The organism is Maribacter halichondriae (assembly GCF_027474825.1).
Lineage (GTDB): Bacteria > Bacteroidota > Bacteroidia > Flavobacteriales > Flavobacteriaceae > Meishania > Meishania halichondriae.
The window spans coordinates 914311-933351 of record NZ_CP107030.1; the positions used below are offsets into that span (position 1 = coordinate 914311).

The window sequence follows — 19041 nt, forward strand, 5'->3', positions numbered from 1 at the left end:
GTCCGATATGAATTATTATAATTCAATAAAAAATTTGCTATGATTCTTACCGATTCCCTTTTGGATTTCTTTTTGGAAACCCGAAAACATACCGAAGCTATTTGTGAACCCTTGGAGATCGAAGATTATGTGGTGCAGCCCATTGTAGATGTTTCGCCTCCGAAATGGCACTTGGGCCATTCCACTTGGTTTTTCGAGGAATTCATTCTAAAACCCCACGCCAAAGACTACACCATTTTTAATGTTGATTTCAGCTTTGTTTTCAATAGTTATTACGAGACCGTGGGGAAACGAGTAGTTCGCTCTGACCGGGGAAACCTTTCGAGACCTTCAGTTGAAAAGGTGTATGAATACCGAAAATATGTGACCCAAGCCATTAAAGCGTTGTTTGAAGACCATTCTGATTCAGAATTACATGATCTTCTCGAAATCGGAATCCACCATGAAAAACAGCACCAAGAACTGTTGTTGACCGATATTAAATATATTTTGGGCAACAAACCGCTGCTTCCTGTATATTCTGATGATTTTAAAGAGCACTCGAACGAAGACCATGCACAGGATTGGATATCTATCGAAGAAGGCATTTATGAAATCGGCCATGACTCAGACGACTTTTGTTATGACAACGAATTGGGCAGGCATAAGGTGTATTTACATCCGTATGAAATATCCAACAAATTGGTAACCAATCAAGAATTCATAGAATTTATCAATGATGAAGGCTACAAAAAATTTGACCTCTGGCATGCCGAGGGTTGGGATTGGGTGAACCAGAACAATATCGAGTCACCTTTATATTGGCACAAAATCGATGGGCAATGGTATCAATACACTTTAGGCGGAATAAAAAAAGTACTAGGCAATGCACCCGTGACCCACATTTCCTATTTTGAGGCCTTTGCCTTTGCCCAATGGAAAGGATGTCGCCTGCCGACGGAATTCGAGTGGGAAACGGCCCAAAAATATTTTCCCTGGGGCCAACGCTGGGAATGGACGGAAAGTGCCTACCTACCCTACCCCAATTATCAAAAGGCAGAAGGCTCATTGGGCGAATACAACGGTAAATTCATGGTCAACCAAAAAGTATTGCGTGGAGGCTCGGTAGCTACACCTATTAAACATACAAGACCGACCTACCGTAATTTTTTCCAAACAAATTTAAGATGGCAATTTACCGGGTTACGGTTGGCCAGATAATTTCGAAACATATTTTATGCATAAGCAGATAGCTACACTATTTGAAACCCAATTCGAGAAAGACGTATACAAGGGATTGACCGATTATCCGAAACACCTTTCCTCCAAATATTTTTATGATGCCAAGGGCGATAAACTTTTTCAGGATATCATGCACATGCCCGAATACTATTTGACGGATTGTGAATTCGAAATTCTTGACGAATACAAGCAAGAAATTACCGATCTTTTTACTCTGGGAAACCCGAATTTCAATCTTATCGAATTAGGTGCCGGGGATGGCAAAAAGACCAAAATACTTTTAAAGCATCTTTCAGAAAAAAATATAGATTTCACCTACCAACCCATCGACATCAGTCAAAATGTTTTAAATCAGTTGGAGAACTCGTTGCAAGAAGAGCTTCTCGATGTTCAAGTAAAAACACAACAGGGAACCTATTTTGAAGCACTGGAACGAATAAATTCCAACAACGGAACGAAAAAAGTTATCCTGTTTTTAGGAAGTAATATTGGTAACCTGCTTCATCAGCAGGCTATTGAATTTTTGCAGCGTGTGCAAAAACTCATGCATGAGGATGATCTTTTCTTTGTGGGCTTTGATCAGAAGAAAGATCCACAGACCATATTAGATGCTTACAATGACAAATCCGGAATCACGGAGGCCTTTAATAAGAATCTTTTGACCCGCATCAACAACGAAATGGAAGCCGATTTCAATCTGGATGAATTTTTGCATTGGGAAGTCTATGACCCCGAAACCGGCATTGCTAAAAGTTATCTGGTCTCAAAAAAAGAACAGAGCGTATGGATTGAAAAATTACGCTTAAAAATCGAATTCAGGGCTTGGGAAACGATTCATACCGAAATTTCCCAAAAATATGACGACCGAACCGTACAATGGCTCGCCGAGAAATCAGGATTGCAAATTGAAAACGTATTTGTGGATTCGAAGGGGTATTATAAGAATTATGTTTTCAAAAAGAGATGTTAGATTTTTAGACAAAAAAATTTTATTAACTCATAAAATTTCTCAACTTATAAACCCCATAAACTCATAAACTTTTTTGAACTTGAACTTGAAAATATGAAAGCCATCTGGAACAACACGGTAATCGCAGAAAGTAATAACACCATAGTCATCGAAAACAATCATTACTTTCCTGCGGATAGCATAAAAAAAGAATATTTTAAAGAGAGCGATACTCACACTACTTGTCCGTGGAAAGGGCAAGCATCATATTATTCCTTAGAGATAGACGGCAAAGAAAATAAAGATGCGGTCTGGTATTACCCCGAGGTCAGCGAATTGGCAAAATCGATCAAAGGTAGGGTCGCTTTTTGGAAAGGGGTAATTGTGGAGAAGTAAACGTCTTTGCGAGGAGCTTAAAAAATTATGAAATGGGCCCTATAGTCAAGGCAATCATGCAAACTTTTGAAGCGTCGAAACCCATTTCGACAGATTGCTTCGCTACGCTCGCAATGACCCACAAAAAAAGGCCCGAAAGTTTAAACTTTCGGGCCTTTTTAAATTTCTTTCCAGCTAATTAAAGCTCAAGAACAGCGTTTTCGCCACCTGCGAAATCGTTCCATTGGAAACGGTCTGCCTCAGGCTCGTTTACATAATTGCCATCGATAATGTACTTAAACTCGAAAGTACCTTCTTTAGGAAGTTCCAAAGTACCTTTGAAGTTTCCGTTTTTCTGTTTTGTCAATGAGCTTGCCTTGTTAGCTTTCCAGTTGTTGAAATCACCAACAACCGCTACTTTTTTTGCTTCTTCAGCAGGTACGGTAAAAGTTACCTTACATACTGGTTTACTTTTTAAATACTGTTTTTTAATAGCCATGATAAAAATATTTTAAATTAAATTGGATTTTGTCGTTTTTAAATTCGCTGCAAAACTACTACTTTAAAATGCTCATTTACAATGACTAATGTCATTTTTATCATTTTCACAATATTTTGGCATCAATTAACACCGAATTCCAAAAAAAGCTAATTTATTTTTCAAGTAGCTAAATTCTATATCCCTTTTTTTAAGATTTTTGCTATTTTATCTATGTCATTTTCAGTGTTATAGAAGTGAAAACTGAGTCGAATTCCATCGCCTCGTTGTGCACAGATCACTTTTTCTTTCGAAAGATGATTATATAAACCATCATGGCCCTTGATATTGAAGATTGTGCTATGATCTTTTCGTTCGGTGATATCCTCATTAAGTAGTCCGAGATTCGTAAAAGTTTCCTTCGCTTTGTTCGAAAGTCGTTTGTTCTGCGCTGCGATATTATCTATTCCGATACCATTGAGAAAATCAAGCGAGAATTTTAGGCTTCCAAAATTGAAGGTATCCAAATGGCCCGGTTCAAAGTGTTTTGCAAATCGAATTGAATTCCGCATTTCCTTATTGGCGTTCGCGGCACTAAAGCCGATCGACTTTACCGAAAAGTATTCCTGAACACGATCTTTGAATAGCAGAAAACCATTACCATAACCTGACAATAACCATTTGTAGGCACTGGCTCCTAAAATGTCGATCGCCGAATCTTCAAAATCGAAACGTTCCGTGCCACAATACTGTGTGCCGTCGGCTATTATGATTAAGTCCGTATATTCTTCTTTTACTTTTTTCAGGAATTCGAGGTCAATTTTGATTCCGTTGAGCCACTGTACCAAACTTAGGGCCAAGACCGAAAAATTTCCACTTTCCAGCTTTTCCCAAATATTTTCTTCCAAACGGGCATTTATCCTTGCATATTCAATAGAAAAACCTCTATCCTCAAAAGGCCAATTGACGGATGGGTAGTCGTTTTCCAATAGTAAGATTTTGCTTCTTTTGTCCAATCCTTCCAAGAGCAGGTTCAATCCTAAAGAAAAATTGGGCACTAAAGCTACATTTTCGACCTTACAGCCCAAAAAGGTAGCCAGCGCCTTTCTCGCTCCGGGAATATAATTTTGCATTCCATCTGCCCGTGCCTCGCTTGCCCCAACTAAAAAGTCGACACTATGTTGTTTGCGCCATTCGGTCAAACTTCGGTACATGAGGCCCGAAGCGGCCGTATTTGCATAGATACAGTCCGTAAGGATCGGAAACTCGTTTTGTATGTTTTGCATTTCCCGTGAATTTTAATCTCTATCGATTCGCTTATCTTTGTGGTTAAAGATACCTATTCACATGTTCTCCAAGAACAAAAACAAATCGGAAGTAGATTTAGAGCAGCACGACCTGTTGGAGACGGCCCACGCACGTATCAAACAGAAAAAGCGGTTGTATGTACACTTTGTTATTTTTTTGATCGGTAGTGTTTTTCTAATCCTCATCAATAAAATTTTAAAATACGGGGAAACCTATGATTGGTTTATATGGGGCATTACCTTTTGGGCCTTTTTGTTCGTCATACATGTCTTCAATGTCTTTGTGACCCAAAAATTCATGGGAAAAGAATGGGAACGTACCCAACGCGAAAAATTGGTGCGTAGGCAAAAGGAACGCATCGCCGAAATTCAAAAGAAAATCGAGACTGAATTTCCGCTATCCCAAATCAATAAAAAAAAGAGCTGTGAACACTATTTGCATGATAGCCGCGGCTGCGGAAGACAATGCCCTGGGAAAAGATAACGACCTGCTCTGGCACCTGCCCGATGATTTCAAACGTTTTAAAAAACTGACGTCGGGACACAAAATCATTATGGGTCGCAAGACTTTTGAGAGCTTCCCGAAACCGTTGCCCAATCGTATTCATATTATTATTACCCGAGATAAAAAATACCAAGTGCAGTTCGACGATTGCATTGTGGCACATTCTTTTGATGAAGCCATAAAGCTTATTGAAAACGAAGAACTTTCATTTATTATCGGGGGCGGGGAAATCTATAAACAAGGCGAGCACTTTGCCAACCAAATCGAATTGACACGTATACATGCCACTTTTGATGATGCAGATACGTTTTTCCCGGAAATCGATGAGAACATCTGGAAATTGGTAAAGGAAGAATATCATTCAAAAGATGAAAAGCACAAATTTGATTTTACGTATTTTACGTATGTAAAGAAGTAGGGCGCTAATTCGTCGTGAACTCATGGTGATGCCTTCGTAGAAAAAATTTATTCCCTCCAAAACCGTCCCGTAAAAGGTCAATTAACTAAACTACTAAAAGAGACCAGGAATGGGACACTCTCAGAAAATGTATTGCATACTAAATAAATTGTCCCGTAAAACGGCCGTGGCTGTTGCAGAACTCCGATAAATAGCAATTTTTGCTTTTACCTATGTGCGGAAATCCGTAAATTAAAGGTATGCAAGGCAGAAAAAATTATACCGAAAAACTCTTCCTAAGTTTCCAGTTATCGGACCGGATCCCAAAGGAAAATCTTTACAGAAGACTCCGCGAAACGCTCGACCTGAGTTTTCTTTATAAGGATACTAAAGAACTTTACGGCAAGACCGGCAACCCCTCGATCGACCCCGTGGTCTTTTTTAAGCTACTGATCACGGGATACCTTGAGAACATCACCTCCGACCGAAAACTGGTGGAACATTGCTGCATGCGAATGGACGTGCTCTACTTTCTGGGCTATGACCTGGACGAGGAGCTGCCATGGCATTCAACGATCAGCAGGACGAGACAGCTTTACCCGGAATCCCTTTTTGTGACTTTGTTCAACAAGGTATTCACCCTGTGCGTCGACAGCGGGATGGTATCCGGACACACCCAAGCAGTGGATTCGGCCCCGATAAAGGCAAATGCGTCCATGGAGAGCGTAGTGCCGAAAATGCCCGCCACCCCTATGGAGGACCACTTGAAAAAAGTGTCGGAAGAAAATCGGGAAACTACGGAAAAACGTAGGGGAGGCGTATCTCCCGTACGTGTCTCCGCCCCGGCACACGAACTGAAGCGCATGGAGAAGCACCACCAAAATCTGAGGGACAGTCCGGTACAACTGGTCGGCGCGTCCCACAAGAAGGCACGTCTGCTGAGCAACAAGACACACTACAACCCACACGATCCGGATGCCCGTATATCGGTTAAGCCGGGCAAGGCCAGAAAGCTGAACTACCACTGTAGTATGGCGGTGGATACCGCGGAAGGGGTCATCTCGAATATCCAGGCCGACTTTGCCGACGGTAGGGACAGCCAGTACTTGAAGGATATCAGCCTAAAGGTGCTGGACCGTTTAAGGAAGAACGAGCTGATAATGACGGATATCCTGGCGGACGCAGGTTATTCCAATGGGTCCAACTACGATTTTCTCGAACAAAGGAAGATTACAGGGTGGATACCCGTTTTCGGGAAATACAAACCCAAGATAGACGGTTTTCCATACAACAGGGAAAAGGACGAATACAATTGCCCGATGAACAGGCCAATACCTTTCAAGGGGTTCCGAACCAACCGGGACGGTAGCGTACTGAAATGTTATTGGGCGGCACCGAAAGACTGCAAGGCCTGCCCCATGAAATCCCAATGTGTGCCGAATACCAAATGTAAAAAAATCACCAGAACCATCTATGACGAACAATACTTGAGGGCCTACGCCAGACAGCACAGCGAAAGGGGCAAACGAATGAAAAACCTTAGACAAAGTACGGTAGAGCCCGTGTTCGGTAGTCTGACCCAGTTCTACGGCCCAAGAAGAATAGGCGTACTGGGCAAGGCCGGTGCGCACAAGGTCATACTCATGGCGGCAATCGCCTTCAACCTGAAAAAGTACCTAAAGAAAGGGGGAAGGAAACCTTCCATAAGTATTTTAAGGGCCATTATGGATGTACTTCAAGGCCACTTGAGCGCTTTTTATCGGCAAATCCAACCAAGACCGGTTCTTATTAAGACTCGCTGAAAACAGCCTGATTACATCCGTATCTTGTGTACGGACCACTTCTGCAACGGCCACGGCCATTTTATGGAACCTTTATTACTTACTGAAATTATATTTGAGATTGATGTAAAATGGACTGCTGACATTGGGAGAATTAAAAAATGACCAGGATGTAGGTATTACCAATATTCAACAATCAAAGACCGCTGTGAAAGACATGCTATTGTAACCATTTTAAAAATCGCAATACGAATAAATCGACAATTTCAATTGCAATGAGTAAAATGATAATCCACTCTAATCTACTGCTTTCCTTTTGATCCAATATAGCTTTGAAAAATTCAAGGTTTTCCTGAATAATCGCTAATCGTTCGTTTGTCTGTCTTAAACTGCCATTAAGTCCGAACGCTTTTCTCAACTCCGTAGATTTGCCACTAGATCCAGTACTTTCATGGATATCTTGGATGGTATCCAAAACATTTTTGTTTTCCTCAATCTCAGTTTTAATGTTCCATAAGCTACCTAAATGTATCTTTAGTTGCCTTTTCGTAATTTTTAATTTACCATTCGCCCGTAAATAAGTGTTCTGCGCTGTCGTAATTGCCCACAACTGGTTGGTAATTTTAGCATACTTGTTCATGGTGACAGATTGTACTATGGTATGCAATACCTTTTTTAGAGCAACACTATCGAGATAAGGAAGTGTCACTTTATTGAAAGAATCATCACTTATATTTTTATGCACTACAAGATTCAATGATTGTGGAGAATGACTAATTTGAAATTCATTATATAATTGCCTTAATTCATTGCAAATTCCATTTTTTCTATCCTTGGAAGGATCAAAAAACCCGACCATCCCATATTGAAAAATATAAAGAAACTTTTCTTCGCCGATTTTTTCGTTTAGATCTTCGTTGTCAGAAAACAGTTCTTCCCACGACAAGATACGTACGCAGTCCGTGACGGCCATCATGGCTGCGGTTTGATATACGTTGACGTTGTACATGGTCTTTCCTCGATTAAATAACATTATCATCAAGATTCCTGATTTTATATCACTTGTTTTGTAGTTTCATATCCTAATATATCTAAGAGTTCCTCTGATTTTTGCCGATTCTTAAACAAAGTTGTACTTAGAAGCCCGTTCTCGTCCTTATCGATTAAAATATGTTGGGGATGTGGAATCAAGCAATGTTGTAGACCGCCATAGCCACTGATTGCTTCCTGATAAGCCCCTGTATTGAAAAACCCTATGTAAAGTGGCCGTTCTTGTTGAAATTTTGGCAAATAGAGGTCATTGGCGCACCCCTCGTTAGAATAATAGTCATCCCCATCACAGGTAAGTCCGCCTAACAGTACTTTCTCATAGTGATCGTGCCATCCGTTAAGAGGCAACATCATAAATTTTTTGTTAATGGCCCAAGTATCTGGCAGGGTGTTGATAAAAGAGGAATCTATGATATACCATTTTTCGGTATCGTTTTGGTATTTCTGTTCTAAAACTTTGAAAATAACTCCGCCGCTTTCTCCCACGGTAAAACTTCCAAACTCGGTAAAAATATCGGGATAGGGTATCTTGGCTTTAGTACATACAGTGCCTATCAAATCTACAATCGACTGAATTATTCCTTGGTAGTCGTAATCAAAGCCAAGGGAGTTTTTAATGGGGAGGCCTCCTCCTATGTTAAGGCTGTTTAATGACGGGCAAATCCTTTTGAGTTCCACATATATACGTAAACATTTTTTGAGTTCGCTCCAATAATAGCTGCTGTCACTGATACCTGTGTTGATAAAAAAGTGTAGCATCTTAAGTGTTACTTTATTGTTGTCTTTTATACTATACTTATAAAAAGGAACAATGTCTTGATAGCCGATTCCGAGTCTAGAGGTCCGGAATTCGAATTTTGGCTTTTCTTCGGAGGCAATTCGTAGACCAATAGATAGCTTACCAACTACCGTACGGCACAGGTGGGTCAATTCTTCAAAATTATCGAGAACGGGAATACAGCGATCATGACCACCATTGATTAAGCTGGCAATACTATTCACGTATTCGGGCTGTTTAAATCCATTGCAAATAATGTAGGTATTTCGATCTATTTTGTTCTGCCTGATCAATCGACCGACAATATCAATATCGAAATTTGACGATATTTCTATATGTACATCATTCTTTATGACCTCTTGGATTATCGGTTCAAAATGGGAACTCTTTGTACAATAGCAGTAATGGTACCTTGCACGGTAATCGGTCTTTTCAAAAGCGGTACGAAACCATGCTTTGGTTTTGTTAATGTTTTCAGGTATTTTGGGCAAAAGGGTAAATTTTAATGGACTCCCATATTGTCCGACCAAACTCATAAGGTCTATGCCATGAAACAAGAGGTTGGATCCCTTCAAGGAAATATTTTCCTGTGGAAATTCAAAGGTTTGGTCTATGAAATCTATGTATTTGGTATTCATTACCGATAGGGCTTTGAGATAGAATTGTTCTTTTCTTTAAAAGTTGGGGGAGTGGTAATTAAATGAATGCTTAATTCTTTACAACCTTCAAGCTTATTAGCTTTTTGCCATTTGCTATGACTTCAATAAAGTACATCCCGGGACTACTGTTGATGTCAAAGTCAATTTTGTCCGTTTTGTTATAGTTCGCTTTTGAAACAAGCTCTCCAGAAAAATTTCTTACATTAAGAGTTACCGTATCGTACAGTTGACCCAAATCAAGGGTTAAGTTATCTGTTGTTGGGTTTGGAAATATCAGGGGCAGACTAAGCATTTCATTTTTTGAAGGGATTGAAAGGTAATTGCTTAGTTTTTGTACAAAAATATCTGATAACCCATTGGAAAGAAGATTATCCACTCCGGTTCCAGGGTCAAAATCAGCTTCTTCTTCAAAAGATCCTGTGGAATAAACATTAAAATTAGGATCTACGGCTATGGACGACCCGCTATCATTTCCTGCTGCTCCCATGCTTTTTGCCGATTTAAAATTACCCGAAGCACTTAGTTTTGAAATGAAAATATCCAGCCCTCCCTGCGAATCAAGATTTTGGATTCCTAGCCCGGGATCAAAATCTGCGGCAATTCCCGTAAAATACCCTGTGGTATATACATTTCCCCATGGGTCAACGTTTATGGAGGACCCACTGTCCAGCCCTGAACCTCCCATGTTCTTTGCCCATTTAAAATTACCCGACTTATCCAATTTGGAAACAAAAATATCAATGGCTCCAGGATAGCCCCCGGTAACAGTGAGGTCAAAAGTTGCAACTGCATCCGGGTCAAAGTCGGCTGTTCCGTCAAAAAAGCCGGTCGTATAAATATTTCCTGCGATCCCGAGGGCAATGGAAGTCCCCTCATCATCCAATGGTCCTCCCATGCGCCTTGCTCCCACAAAATTACCTGAGGCATCCAGTTTGGAGATAAAAATATCACGGCCTCCTTCCGATTCAAGAAAATTCATTCCGGCTTTGGGGTCGAAATACGCTCTTGCTTGGAAAGAACCTGTAGTATAGATATTCCCTAATTCGTCGAGGGCTATGGAGTTACCCACATCATACAAATCTCCTCCCATTTTTCCTGCACCCACAAAATTGCCTGAGGCATCCAATTTGGAGATAAAAATATCCGTGGCTCCCGATGAACTGAGGTTGTGGATTCCTGTAATATCTGGGTCAAAGTCGGCCGTATCTCGAAAAAAACCGGTGGTATGCACATTTCCGGTGTCATCAACAGCTACGGAGTTCCCTTGATCCCCTAATATTCCACCAATTCTTTTTGCCCACACCAAATTGCCCAAGACATCTAATTTAGAGATAAATATGTCCTCCTCTCCTTCCGAAACGAGGTCCAAGACCCCGACATCATCTGGGTCAAAGTCGGCCGTACCCGTAAAATACCCTGTGATATACACATTCTCGAATACATCGACGGCTATGGAGTAACCTGCATCGGCGTCTTCTCCCCCATTTTTTTGCCCATACAAAATTGCCCGAGGCATCCAATTTGCAGACAAAAATATCATAGCTTCCTGCAGATTCAAGTTCATGGACCACTAGATCATCAGGGTCAAAGTCAACAATTCCATCAAAAAAACCAGTAGTATATATATTTCCTGAGACATCAACAGCTATGGCTTTTCCCCCATCAACTGAGGTGTCTCCCATACTTCTTGCCCAATCATAGGTTTGCAAATTAGCTGGCACCAAAGTTTGGGCAGTTAGGGTAGTTGTAAGCAAAAAGCCAAAGCAAACAAGGCTATATATTCTATATGAATTTTTCATCTTTTAAATTTTTAGGGTTTCTGAATCATTGAGACATAAAAACAGTGCATTCGTATGAATAAATTTGTATTGATTTATTTTAAGAATTAAAAACCAATATCATTTTTGGATTTAGTCAAACCATTCTATTGATGGATCCACATTAGTCCTCCATGCTTTTTCATAGATTCTCACTAACCCTTCCCCTGGGCCTCCCTCAACATTTCCCCTTCTTTCTTCTATGAAATGGTTACTTAAAATTTGATATTCAACCATTGATCCCGAGCCCATATAAATTGGTAAGGGGAAAAACCCAAGAGACGTACCATTCTCTGTAAAGAGTTCTTCTTCATTGCCAACCATATTATCCAAATAAAATGTGCAACTGCTTTGGTCGAAGTAATAATCTGCATCAAAAACATTATGAACATTATTATCAGTATACGACACAGAGGCGCCACAAAAATCTGTATTTAATATGTCCAAATTAAGAGCATTCTCACTCATCTCCCCCGAAATTTTATCTGCACTAATAAATGAGAATTCGTCCCAGGTTACTACATACGAAGATTCATAATGAAGCGATACATTGTCCGGGTTTCCGACGGGGCAAAACGGTCCATAATAACTTCCACTATCGCCACAACAACCAACAACATCACCTTCAAAAAACGAAAATTCATATGGCCCAGTATGATAATCTTCGTTTACATAAGTCCCGTCCCATCTCCAAAACGGAATATTTTTTGTACCACTAGCTATGTCAATAGCACATGCGCCGCCACCGTCGTTACGTTTTTCAATAACTACGGGTTTTTCAAATACATCAATAGGTTCTGTACCGGTATCATCGGCTGGGACAAACTTTAGATTAAATGAAAATGGTGGATCCCATGAGGTAACATCAAAATCAAAATTCAGAATAAGAATAGTGTCGTTTTCCTGTTCTTGTTCAAACTCAGCTTCTATATACGAATCACTGCCCTCCACTTGTGTCCACACTAAAGAGGAGAATATCTTTGGACTCTGGGGCTTTAAGATTTTTATGCGATTAACAATCCCTTCTACCCAAAAAATGGTATCGGTATCTATTTTTAGATCTGCTACAGCTGATTTAGCACTTTTGGCGGTAGGTAAAGTACCTTTTATAACCCGGCCATTCCGGAATTTTAAGCTTTGGGTTATTTTGTTGGCATCCAGATTCACAGGGTCTACCGGTTCTTCTGGTGTTCCCTGTTCTTCGGGGGTTGGATCGGGATTTTTGACGTCGGGGGTATCATCCTTACTGCAGGCTGCGATAATCAAAAAGATCAAAGCAAACCTTAAAATCTGAATTCCAAATTTTTGTACTGGCTTTTTCATGATAGATACATTTAAAGATTAAACTTGTTTAAATGTATTGTTCTTTTAAGCCGGCCGCTATTCGGACTTTATAACTGGGAAGTATTTCAAATAAGTGTGTGCGGGAATTTGATAAGTGGTATTATATTTTGTGTAGTAATTTTATAAAACCCTCCTTTTTTCTGCGGGATACATCCAAATGACCTCCGCCGGTCACCATAACATAGCCCCCTTCGCCCTTGATGTATTTAATTACATGATCGATATTGACAATGGTCGAGTGGTGTATTCTACAAAAATCGGATTCCGGTAACATCATTTCGAATTCCTTTAAGATTTTGGACACCATTATTTTTTTATTGTTCACTAAATGCAGAATTGTGTAACTGCCATCAGCTTCACAATAGACAATATCGTCGAGCTTTTGTACAACAATTTCATTGTCGGAAGGAATGGCCAAACGCGTCAACTTTTCATTGCCGTATTTAATATTGTTCAACAGGGACCTGTAATGAACGCTGTTGCTTTTTTGTTTCTCTTTCACTCTTTCCACGGCAGAGACCAGATCATCTACTTCAATGGGTTTTAACAAATAATCCAGGGCGCTGAATCTAATCGCTTTAATGGCATAACGGTTAAAGGCTGTCACAAAGATTACATCAAAATTAATGTCAGTAACCTTTTCCAAAAGGTCAAAACCTGACATATTGGGCATTTGTACGTCTAAAAAAACAAGGCTTGGCCCTAAGTTGTTTATTTTATCAAGTCCTTCTTCAGGCGATCCGCAAAGTGCGATGACCTCTATTTCCGGGCAAAATTTTTGAAGCGTAAGGGAAAGTACCTCCCTGGCATCTTCTTCGTCATCGATTATAATAGCCCTGATCATGATTTAATTTATGAAATTGGGATTAGGATATTCACCTGAGTACCTATAGGGTTGTTCTGACTGTCCTTTAGATCCAATATTTTAATGGCCTCGGTTATCTTTTGTTTGGTCAATAATTTTAGGCGGTCCGTGGTGATTTTTATGCCCATGGACGACTTTTTATGACCACTTTGTTTTTGAAGTTTCAGTGATTGTTCCCTTCCCACACCATTGTCCGTAATACTGCAATGTAGATTGTCATCCTCTTCTTTGATATTGATTGTCAGCAATCCTTTGGTGTCCTTATGTAGCAGGCCGTGCCAGATGGCGTTTTCTACAAAAGGTTGCAACACCATGGAAGGGATGTAGGTACTTTCCTGATCTATGGTTTTGGAAACGTTGATTTTGTATTCCATTTTATTCTTAAAACGAATCACTTCCAATTCAATATAGGATTTTAGCATTGCCAATTCATCTTTTAACGAAACCTTGGGGTTTTCAGAATTTTCAAGCATAAGCCTTACCAATTTGGAGAATTTAGTCAGGTATTTGCTCGCCATGTCGTTATCCTCACTGATGATCATCCTATTGATCGAGTTCATGCAATTAAATAGAAAATGGGGGTTCATTTGGGCACGCAGCGCTTTCATCTCCAAAGTACCCAGCCGTTCCTTTAAATTGGCCATTTTTATTTCCTCATTTTTTACAGCGAGCAATTTTTGGTTTTTTAGTCGCGCCCGCATCGAATAGAAGATCAGCCCTGCAATGATGGCCAACAAGAGTAGCCCTCCGATCAAGGCATTTCGTAGCGTAGACTCCTTTGCTGCGTTTGCCTGTTGAATCTCGTTTTCTTTGGTCAGTAAGGTTATTTCCTGGTCTTTTTGTGCGGTTTCGTATTTGGTTTGCAGTTCGACTAATTGTTTGTTTTTTTCCTCGGTAAACATGGAATCCTTAATAGCAATATATAATTTTTGATATTCAAAGGCTTCATTTTTATTATTTATTGATTCGTAGAAATTCGTTAGAGCCTTATAGTTTTCCCTAAGTAATGCTCCATTCTTTATCTCCTTAGAAATCACGAGACTTTTGTGCAAATAACTCTTCGCAAGTTCTTTTTTTTCCAAATTCAAATAGGTACTTCCAACTTTATTTAAACTTAATGCCAAATTTCTCCGTGAAGGAAGACTTTCTCGAATATTTAGAGATTCCAAATGATGCTCCAGAGCCTTTTTATAATTGCCCATTCTTCCATACAATGTTCCCAAGTTTTCCAGAACTGTAGCAATTCCATAATTTCTTTTCTCACCTTTTACAATTTCAAGTGCCTTCAGTAGATACCTTTCTGCTTCCGCATACTTTTTCATCTCTTCATAGGCGTTACCAATTCCCTCCAGAGTCATTGATTGGCCCTCTTTATCCCCTAGCTCATCCCATATTTTAAGTGCTTCCTCGTAAGTTTTAATTGCTTTATGCTTGTCAATATTTCGTTGCACGTGGCCCATAGCCAATAACACATTGGCAATGGTCGGTTTAAACTCATTTCTCCTTTCCATATGAATGGCCAATACCCGTTGATAGGCCGCTAAACTTTCGACATAATTACCCAAATTTTCATGCATTGTTGCAATTTGAAATAGTATTATTCCCACTTTCGTACTGTCTCCTCTTTTTTTATGATAGTCAACACTCTTTTGCATATGCTGGATACCTTCATGAAATTTTCCTTCAAATCTATCTGCTAATCCATAGTAAAAATGAGAGAGTACAAGACCTTTTTCATCATTGAGATCGAGGGCTAATAATTTAATGCTATCGGCATACAATCTTGATGAATCCAATTTTGTTCGAGTATCGGCATAATACCAGCTAAGATCAGCATATCCTCGATATTTGATTGAATCAGATGTAGTAGACATTAGTACCTGTTTAATACTATCTATAATTTTCTTTGGTTGAGCTGAACCCTTGTGCCAAAAGAGAAATATAAAAAGTGTGAAGAGTAATAAAGACCTATACCGTTTCATAGAAGTGTATGTTAATGGGGGAAGGTTTTATTAAATTTAAGGAATTTTCATCCAAAAACACTTGCCAGGCCAACAAACTTGGTTAGGTAGTTAAGCCCTTGCCCTTTTGCCCATAAAATAACGACTATGGCAATACATCAACAATCGAAAACATACATCTGGCGAATAGAACGCTATAAGTGGTCTTGAATTATTTTTAAATGGTAAAAAACCTAAGGGAACGTTGGCAATATAAGAGAATATAAGATTGTCCCTTAAAACGAAATATTTATGGGACATTACCAATTATTATCGGTTGTTGCTTTTAATGGCCGTTTTATGGGGCTCCAAAGATGACCTCGTATAAAACTTATATAAGTTGGATATAATCATTAACTATATATCCCTATATTAGTTAATAACTATATTCCCTTGTTGGCGGTAATTAGAAAAAACAAGAAGACTACGATTTGAACATAAGTACATCAGAATACAAACAGAGAATACAGTTAGTTCAGAAGACCATTAAAGCTAGCGGAATTGACACACTTATCATTTCGGAAGAAGAGGATATTTACTACTTAACCGGCTTGACTTATAAAAGCCTTGAAAGATTATTTTTATTAATAATTAAAGCAAATAACGTGAGTTTTATTGTTCCTAAAATGGAACTCGCTCACCTTAACAAAGTTGACAATGTCAATGAAATAAAAAGTTACTGGGAATATCCTGCGCCACAACCAGAACGTTGGCAAGATATTCTTTTAGAGCAAGTAAAGGACAGTAAACTAATTGGCATTGGTGGTAAAACGCCTTATGAAATTTCGGCTTTTTTAACTTCGGTTAATCTTAATGTTGTAGAAAATTCAATATTAGAAGAACAAAGGTGGATTAAAAGTGATGCGGAAATTGAATTAATAAAACAAGCCTCGAAATATTGTGATATTAGTATCGAGCAGTTAAATAAGAATGCCTACTTCGGAATGTCGGAATTGGAGGTTTTTTCAATTGGACGTTTTATTCAACAAAAAGTAATTAAAGAAACACCTTTTGACTATTTAGCAACAAATATTTTAGTTGCGGCTTGGCCTAGTCGAATTTCTTATCAACCACACGGAATTCCGAAAGTATCAGATGTTTTAGTTGAAGGTTCACATATTAGTTTGGCTTTTTTAAGAGTAAATGGATATTCGGCTGAACTGGAAAGAACATTTTTTACAAGCAAGCCATCAAAAGAACAAGAGGAAGCTTTTGAACTAATGATAGAAGCGAGAAGGAGAAGTTATGCTGTTTTAAAATCTGGCACAGTTGCAGAGGATGTAGATTTAGCTGCCAAACAATTTTTAATTGACCAAGGATTAAAAGAGAATTTGATGCATAGAACTGGTCACGGAATAGGTTTAGGGAATCACGAAGGTCCTTATTTAGCAGAGGGAGACAAAACAGTTCTAAAAGAAAATATGGTTGTTAGCATTGAACCTGGAATTTATATCGAAGGCGTTGGAGGTTTTAGACATTCTGACACCGTATTAATAACAAAAAACGGTTATCAGATATTAACGAACTGTCCTGATGATATAAAAAGTTTAACTTTTACAAACTCAAAACCATTGCAAAAGTTAAAGGGAAATATTATCAAGAAAATGTTTGGAATATAAATAACTACCGCCAACACGGTGTATAAGTAATAGCGGTTTAAGTGATATAACGAAAGTAAAAACATAAAACAAAGGTCTGTGCAAAACTGAAAAGTTAGTGAGTAGAAACCCGCTACTACTCATATACTAGACCGTTCTCAGCAAGCATGCATAATTTTTTAAAAAATATAATATAAAAATATGTTCTACCTAACACAAGCTGTCCATAGAAATGCCCAAATAAGAAAAGATAAGATTGCGACTATAAATGGTAATCGGCAAAGAAATTGGGCCGAATTGAAAGAAAGAGTGGCTCGATTTGCATCTGGCCTGCATTCACTTGGTGTGGATACGGGCGATCGGGTAGCAATACTTTCTCTCAACTCAGATCGTTATTTTGAATATTATTTTGGTGTGCCATGGGCAGGTGCCTGTGTGGTGCCACTTAATATTAGATGGTCACTGAAAGAGAATGCGTACTCCCTCAAAGATGCCGGCGTAAATATTTTGCTTGTTGATGACGCTTTTGCTGAAATGGCTCTTGCCCTATTATTGGAGGATCTGGAATTAGAACATATTATATACATCGGTGATAAAAATACTCCAGAGGGAATGGTAAATTATGAAGACCTGATAAGCAACAATGAAGTTGTGGAAGATGCTTACAGAAGCAATGATGATCTCGCAGGGATATTCTACACTGGTGGCACAACCGGTTTCCCGAAAGGAGTAATGCTGACCCATACCAACTTGTGGTCATCTGCCATATGCCTTTTGAACAGCATAAACTTAAAGGAGTATGCGCGTATTTTACATACCGCCCCGATGTTCCATATAGCGGATGGGGCTATGACACATGCAGGAATGCTAGCAGGATCGACCCATGTATTTATACCCATGTTCACTCCCCTAGGAACTATTGAGGCAATGGATAACCAAAAGATTACCCATACTTTGATGGTACCCATAATGATTCAAATGACCGTTAACGAACCGGCAGTTAAAAGTGCGGATTTATCACACCTTGAATTTGTAATCTATGGAGCCTCGCCTATTTCAGAGTCAGTTTTGGTTCGGGCGATGGATACATTTTCAAATGCAAAATTCTGTCAGGGTTATGGACAAACTGAATTATCTCCTTTGGCAACACTCTTGACACACGAATATCATGTTATTGAAGGACCTAATTCTGGAAAACTCAAATCTGCTGGTAAAGCAGTAACCTGTACAGAAGTTCGCATAGCCGATGTTGACGGAAAAGAAGTCGCTACCGGTATAATAGGAGAAATAATTGTAAAAGGATCCAATGCCATGGCAGGTTATTGGAACAAACCAGAGGAGACGGCCACTTCTCTCAGAAACGGATGGGTACATACCGGAGATGCCGGTTTTATGGATGAAGATGGCTTTGTCTTTTTAGTCGATAGGGTTAAAGATATGATTGTATCTGGAGGCGAGAACGTATACTCGGCAGAAACGGAGAATGCCGTGATGAATCATCCGGCGGTGCAAGAAGTGGTGGTCATCGGCATCCCCTCTGATAAATGGGGAGAACAAGTCCACGCTGAGGTCATTCTAAAGGAAGGCCACACCGCGACTGAAGCTGAAATAATTTCCAAAGCGAGTGAATATATTGCAAATTACAAGTGCCCAAGAAGCATAAAATTTAGAACCGAACCATTCCCGTTATCGGGTGCCGGCAAGCTCCTAAAAAAAGACGTTAGAAAAGTGTATTGGGAAGGGAAGGATCGACAAATAAATTAAAGTCCTGTATAGATGGTATATTTATTAGCATTTCTGAAAATTAAGGCCAGCCGAGAACATCCTGTATATTGCATATGCACCCTGAGGGATGTAAACGCATCATACACAAACACGTTGTGTTTAATTTTTTCGAATCGTAAAAGGAACGTTTTA

General features: G+C 39.4%; 16 protein-coding genes. 8 read left to right on the top strand and 8 right to left on the bottom strand.

The features are described 5' to 3' along the window. Positions 1–39: 39 nt before the first annotated feature. The 3 genes from egtB to N8A86_RS04180 all read left to right on the top strand — a co-directional run bounded on the left by egtB (position 40) and on the right by N8A86_RS04180 (position 2566). Positions 40–1200, top strand: a complete 1161-nt coding sequence (gene egtB, locus N8A86_RS04170; RefSeq protein WP_273567918.1) for an ergothioneine biosynthesis protein EgtB — start codon at positions 40–42, stop codon at positions 1198–1200. Between the two features lie 16 nt (positions 1201–1216). Beyond that, complete coding sequence (gene egtD, locus N8A86_RS04175; RefSeq protein WP_273567919.1) at positions 1217–2191, top strand: L-histidine N(alpha)-methyltransferase; 975 nt, start codon at positions 1217–1219, stop codon at positions 2189–2191. 93 nt (positions 2192–2284) lie between these two features. Continuing rightward, positions 2285–2566, top strand: a complete 282-nt coding sequence (locus N8A86_RS04180) for a DUF427 domain-containing protein (protein ID WP_273567920.1) — start codon at positions 2285–2287, stop codon at positions 2564–2566. Positions 2567–2744: 178 nt separating this feature from the next. Here the strand turns inward: N8A86_RS04180 and N8A86_RS04185 are convergent, their stop codons facing one another. Then, a complete protein-coding gene (locus N8A86_RS04185) occupies positions 2745–3044 on the bottom strand; it encodes an isoamylase early set domain-containing protein (RefSeq protein WP_273567921.1) in 300 nt (99 codons plus the stop codon). Positions 3045–3220: 176 nt separating this feature from the next. Continuing rightward, positions 3221–4309, bottom strand: a complete 1089-nt coding sequence (locus N8A86_RS04190) for an aminotransferase class V-fold PLP-dependent enzyme (RefSeq protein WP_273567922.1) — start codon at positions 4307–4309, stop codon at positions 3221–3223. 61 nt (positions 4310–4370) lie between these two features. On the opposite strand from N8A86_RS04190, the gene N8A86_RS04195 reads away from it, so the two are divergent. The 3 genes from N8A86_RS04195 to N8A86_RS04205 all read left to right on the top strand — a co-directional run bounded on the left by N8A86_RS04195 (position 4371) and on the right by N8A86_RS04205 (position 7034). Further along, positions 4371–4814, top strand: a complete 444-nt coding sequence (locus N8A86_RS04195; protein ID WP_273567923.1) for a 2TM domain-containing protein — start codon at positions 4371–4373, stop codon at positions 4812–4814. Continuing rightward, a complete protein-coding gene (locus N8A86_RS04200) occupies positions 4756–5253 on the top strand; it encodes a dihydrofolate reductase (protein WP_430682178.1) in 498 nt (165 codons plus the stop codon). The genes N8A86_RS04195 and N8A86_RS04200 overlap by 59 nt, the downstream gene beginning before the upstream one ends. 239 nt (positions 5254–5492) lie before the next feature. After that, positions 5493–7034 carry an IS1182 family transposase gene (locus N8A86_RS04205; protein WP_273567924.1) on the top strand — a complete coding sequence of 514 codons (1542 nt, stop codon included), beginning with the start codon at positions 5493–5495 and terminating at the stop codon, positions 7032–7034. Between the two features lie 199 nt (positions 7035–7233). Here N8A86_RS04205 and N8A86_RS04210 read toward each other — a convergent pair whose 3' ends face one another. The 6 genes from N8A86_RS04210 to N8A86_RS04235 all read right to left on the bottom strand — a co-directional run bounded on the left by N8A86_RS04210 (position 7234) and on the right by N8A86_RS04235 (position 15400). After that, positions 7234–8052, bottom strand: a complete 819-nt coding sequence (locus N8A86_RS04210; RefSeq protein ID WP_273569021.1) for an RMD1 family protein — start codon at positions 8050–8052, stop codon at positions 7234–7236. Positions 8053–8066: 14 nt separating this feature from the next. Next, positions 8067–9479: a type III PLP-dependent enzyme domain-containing protein gene (locus N8A86_RS04215; RefSeq protein WP_273567925.1), complete on the bottom strand. Its 1413-nt coding sequence runs from the start codon at positions 9477–9479 to the stop codon at positions 8067–8069. 70 nt (positions 9480–9549) lie between these two features. Continuing rightward, positions 9550–11064 (bottom strand): T9SS type A sorting domain-containing protein, encoded by a 1515-nt coding sequence (locus N8A86_RS04220; protein WP_273567926.1) that lies wholly within the window; start codon positions 11062–11064, stop codon positions 9550–9552. A gap of 346 nt (positions 11065–11410) precedes the next feature. Continuing rightward, positions 11411–12640: a hypothetical protein gene (locus tag N8A86_RS04225; RefSeq protein WP_273567927.1), complete on the bottom strand. Its 1230-nt coding sequence runs from the start codon at positions 12638–12640 to the stop codon at positions 11411–11413. Positions 12641–12761: 121 nt separating this feature from the next. After that, positions 12762–13505 carry a LytR/AlgR family response regulator transcription factor gene (locus tag N8A86_RS04230; RefSeq protein ID WP_273567928.1) on the bottom strand — a complete coding sequence of 248 codons (744 nt, stop codon included), beginning with the start codon at positions 13503–13505 and terminating at the stop codon, positions 12762–12764. A gap of 8 nt (positions 13506–13513) precedes the next feature. Then, entirely contained in the window at positions 13514–15400 is a 1887-nt protein-coding gene (locus tag N8A86_RS04235) for a tetratricopeptide repeat protein (protein WP_273567929.1), read from the bottom strand. A 557-nt stretch (positions 15401–15957) separates the two neighbouring features. Between N8A86_RS04235 and N8A86_RS04240 the strand changes: the two genes are divergently transcribed. Both N8A86_RS04240 and N8A86_RS04245 read left to right on the top strand, forming a co-directional pair. Beyond that, complete coding sequence (locus N8A86_RS04240; protein ID WP_273567930.1) at positions 15958–17145, top strand: M24 family metallopeptidase; 1188 nt, start codon at positions 15958–15960, stop codon at positions 17143–17145. A 180-nt stretch (positions 17146–17325) separates the two neighbouring features. Continuing rightward, positions 17326–18888 (top strand): class I adenylate-forming enzyme family protein, encoded by a 1563-nt coding sequence (locus N8A86_RS04245; protein ID WP_273567931.1) that lies wholly within the window; start codon positions 17326–17328, stop codon positions 18886–18888. Positions 18889–19041: the final 153 nt, after the last annotated feature.

Excerpts from the sequence above, each read along its gene's own strand:
- N8A86_RS04190 (WP_273567922.1), bottom strand. The coding sequence starts at position 4,309 with ATGCAAAACATACAAAACGAGTTTCCGATCCTTACGGACTGTATCTAT.
- N8A86_RS04215 (WP_273567925.1), bottom strand. The coding sequence starts at position 9,479 with ATGAATACCAAATACATAGATTTCATAGACCAAACCTTTGAATTTCCA.
- N8A86_RS04220 (WP_273567926.1), bottom strand. The coding sequence starts at position 11,064 with ATGAACTTGAATCTGCAGGAAGCTATGATATTTTTGTCTGCAAATTGG.
- N8A86_RS04210 (WP_273569021.1), bottom strand. The coding sequence starts at position 8,052 with ATGATAATGTTATTTAATCGAGGAAAGACCATGTACAACGTCAACGTA.
- N8A86_RS04185 (WP_273567921.1), bottom strand. The coding sequence starts at position 3,044 with ATGGCTATTAAAAAACAGTATTTAAAAAGTAAACCAGTATGTAAGGTA.
- N8A86_RS04245 (WP_273567931.1), top strand. The coding sequence starts at position 17,326 with ATGTTCTACCTAACACAAGCTGTCCATAGAAATGCCCAAATAAGAAAA.
- egtB (WP_273567918.1), top strand. The coding sequence starts at position 40 with ATGATTCTTACCGATTCCCTTTTGGATTTCTTTTTGGAAACCCGAAAA.
- N8A86_RS04195 (WP_273567923.1), top strand. The coding sequence starts at position 4,371 with ATGTTCTCCAAGAACAAAAACAAATCGGAAGTAGATTTAGAGCAGCAC.
- N8A86_RS04230 (WP_273567928.1), bottom strand. The coding sequence starts at position 13,505 with ATGATCAGGGCTATTATAATCGATGACGAAGAAGATGCCAGGGAGGTA.
- N8A86_RS04225 (WP_273567927.1), bottom strand. The coding sequence starts at position 12,640 with ATGAAAAAGCCAGTACAAAAATTTGGAATTCAGATTTTAAGGTTTGCT.
- N8A86_RS04235 (WP_273567929.1), bottom strand. The coding sequence starts at position 15,400 with ATGTCTACTACATCTGATTCAATCAAATATCGAGGATATGCTGATCTT.
- N8A86_RS04205 (WP_273567924.1), top strand. The coding sequence starts at position 5,493 with ATGCAAGGCAGAAAAAATTATACCGAAAAACTCTTCCTAAGTTTCCAG.
- egtD (WP_273567919.1), top strand. The coding sequence starts at position 1,217 with ATGCATAAGCAGATAGCTACACTATTTGAAACCCAATTCGAGAAAGAC.
- N8A86_RS04180 (WP_273567920.1), top strand. The coding sequence starts at position 2,285 with ATGAAAGCCATCTGGAACAACACGGTAATCGCAGAAAGTAATAACACC.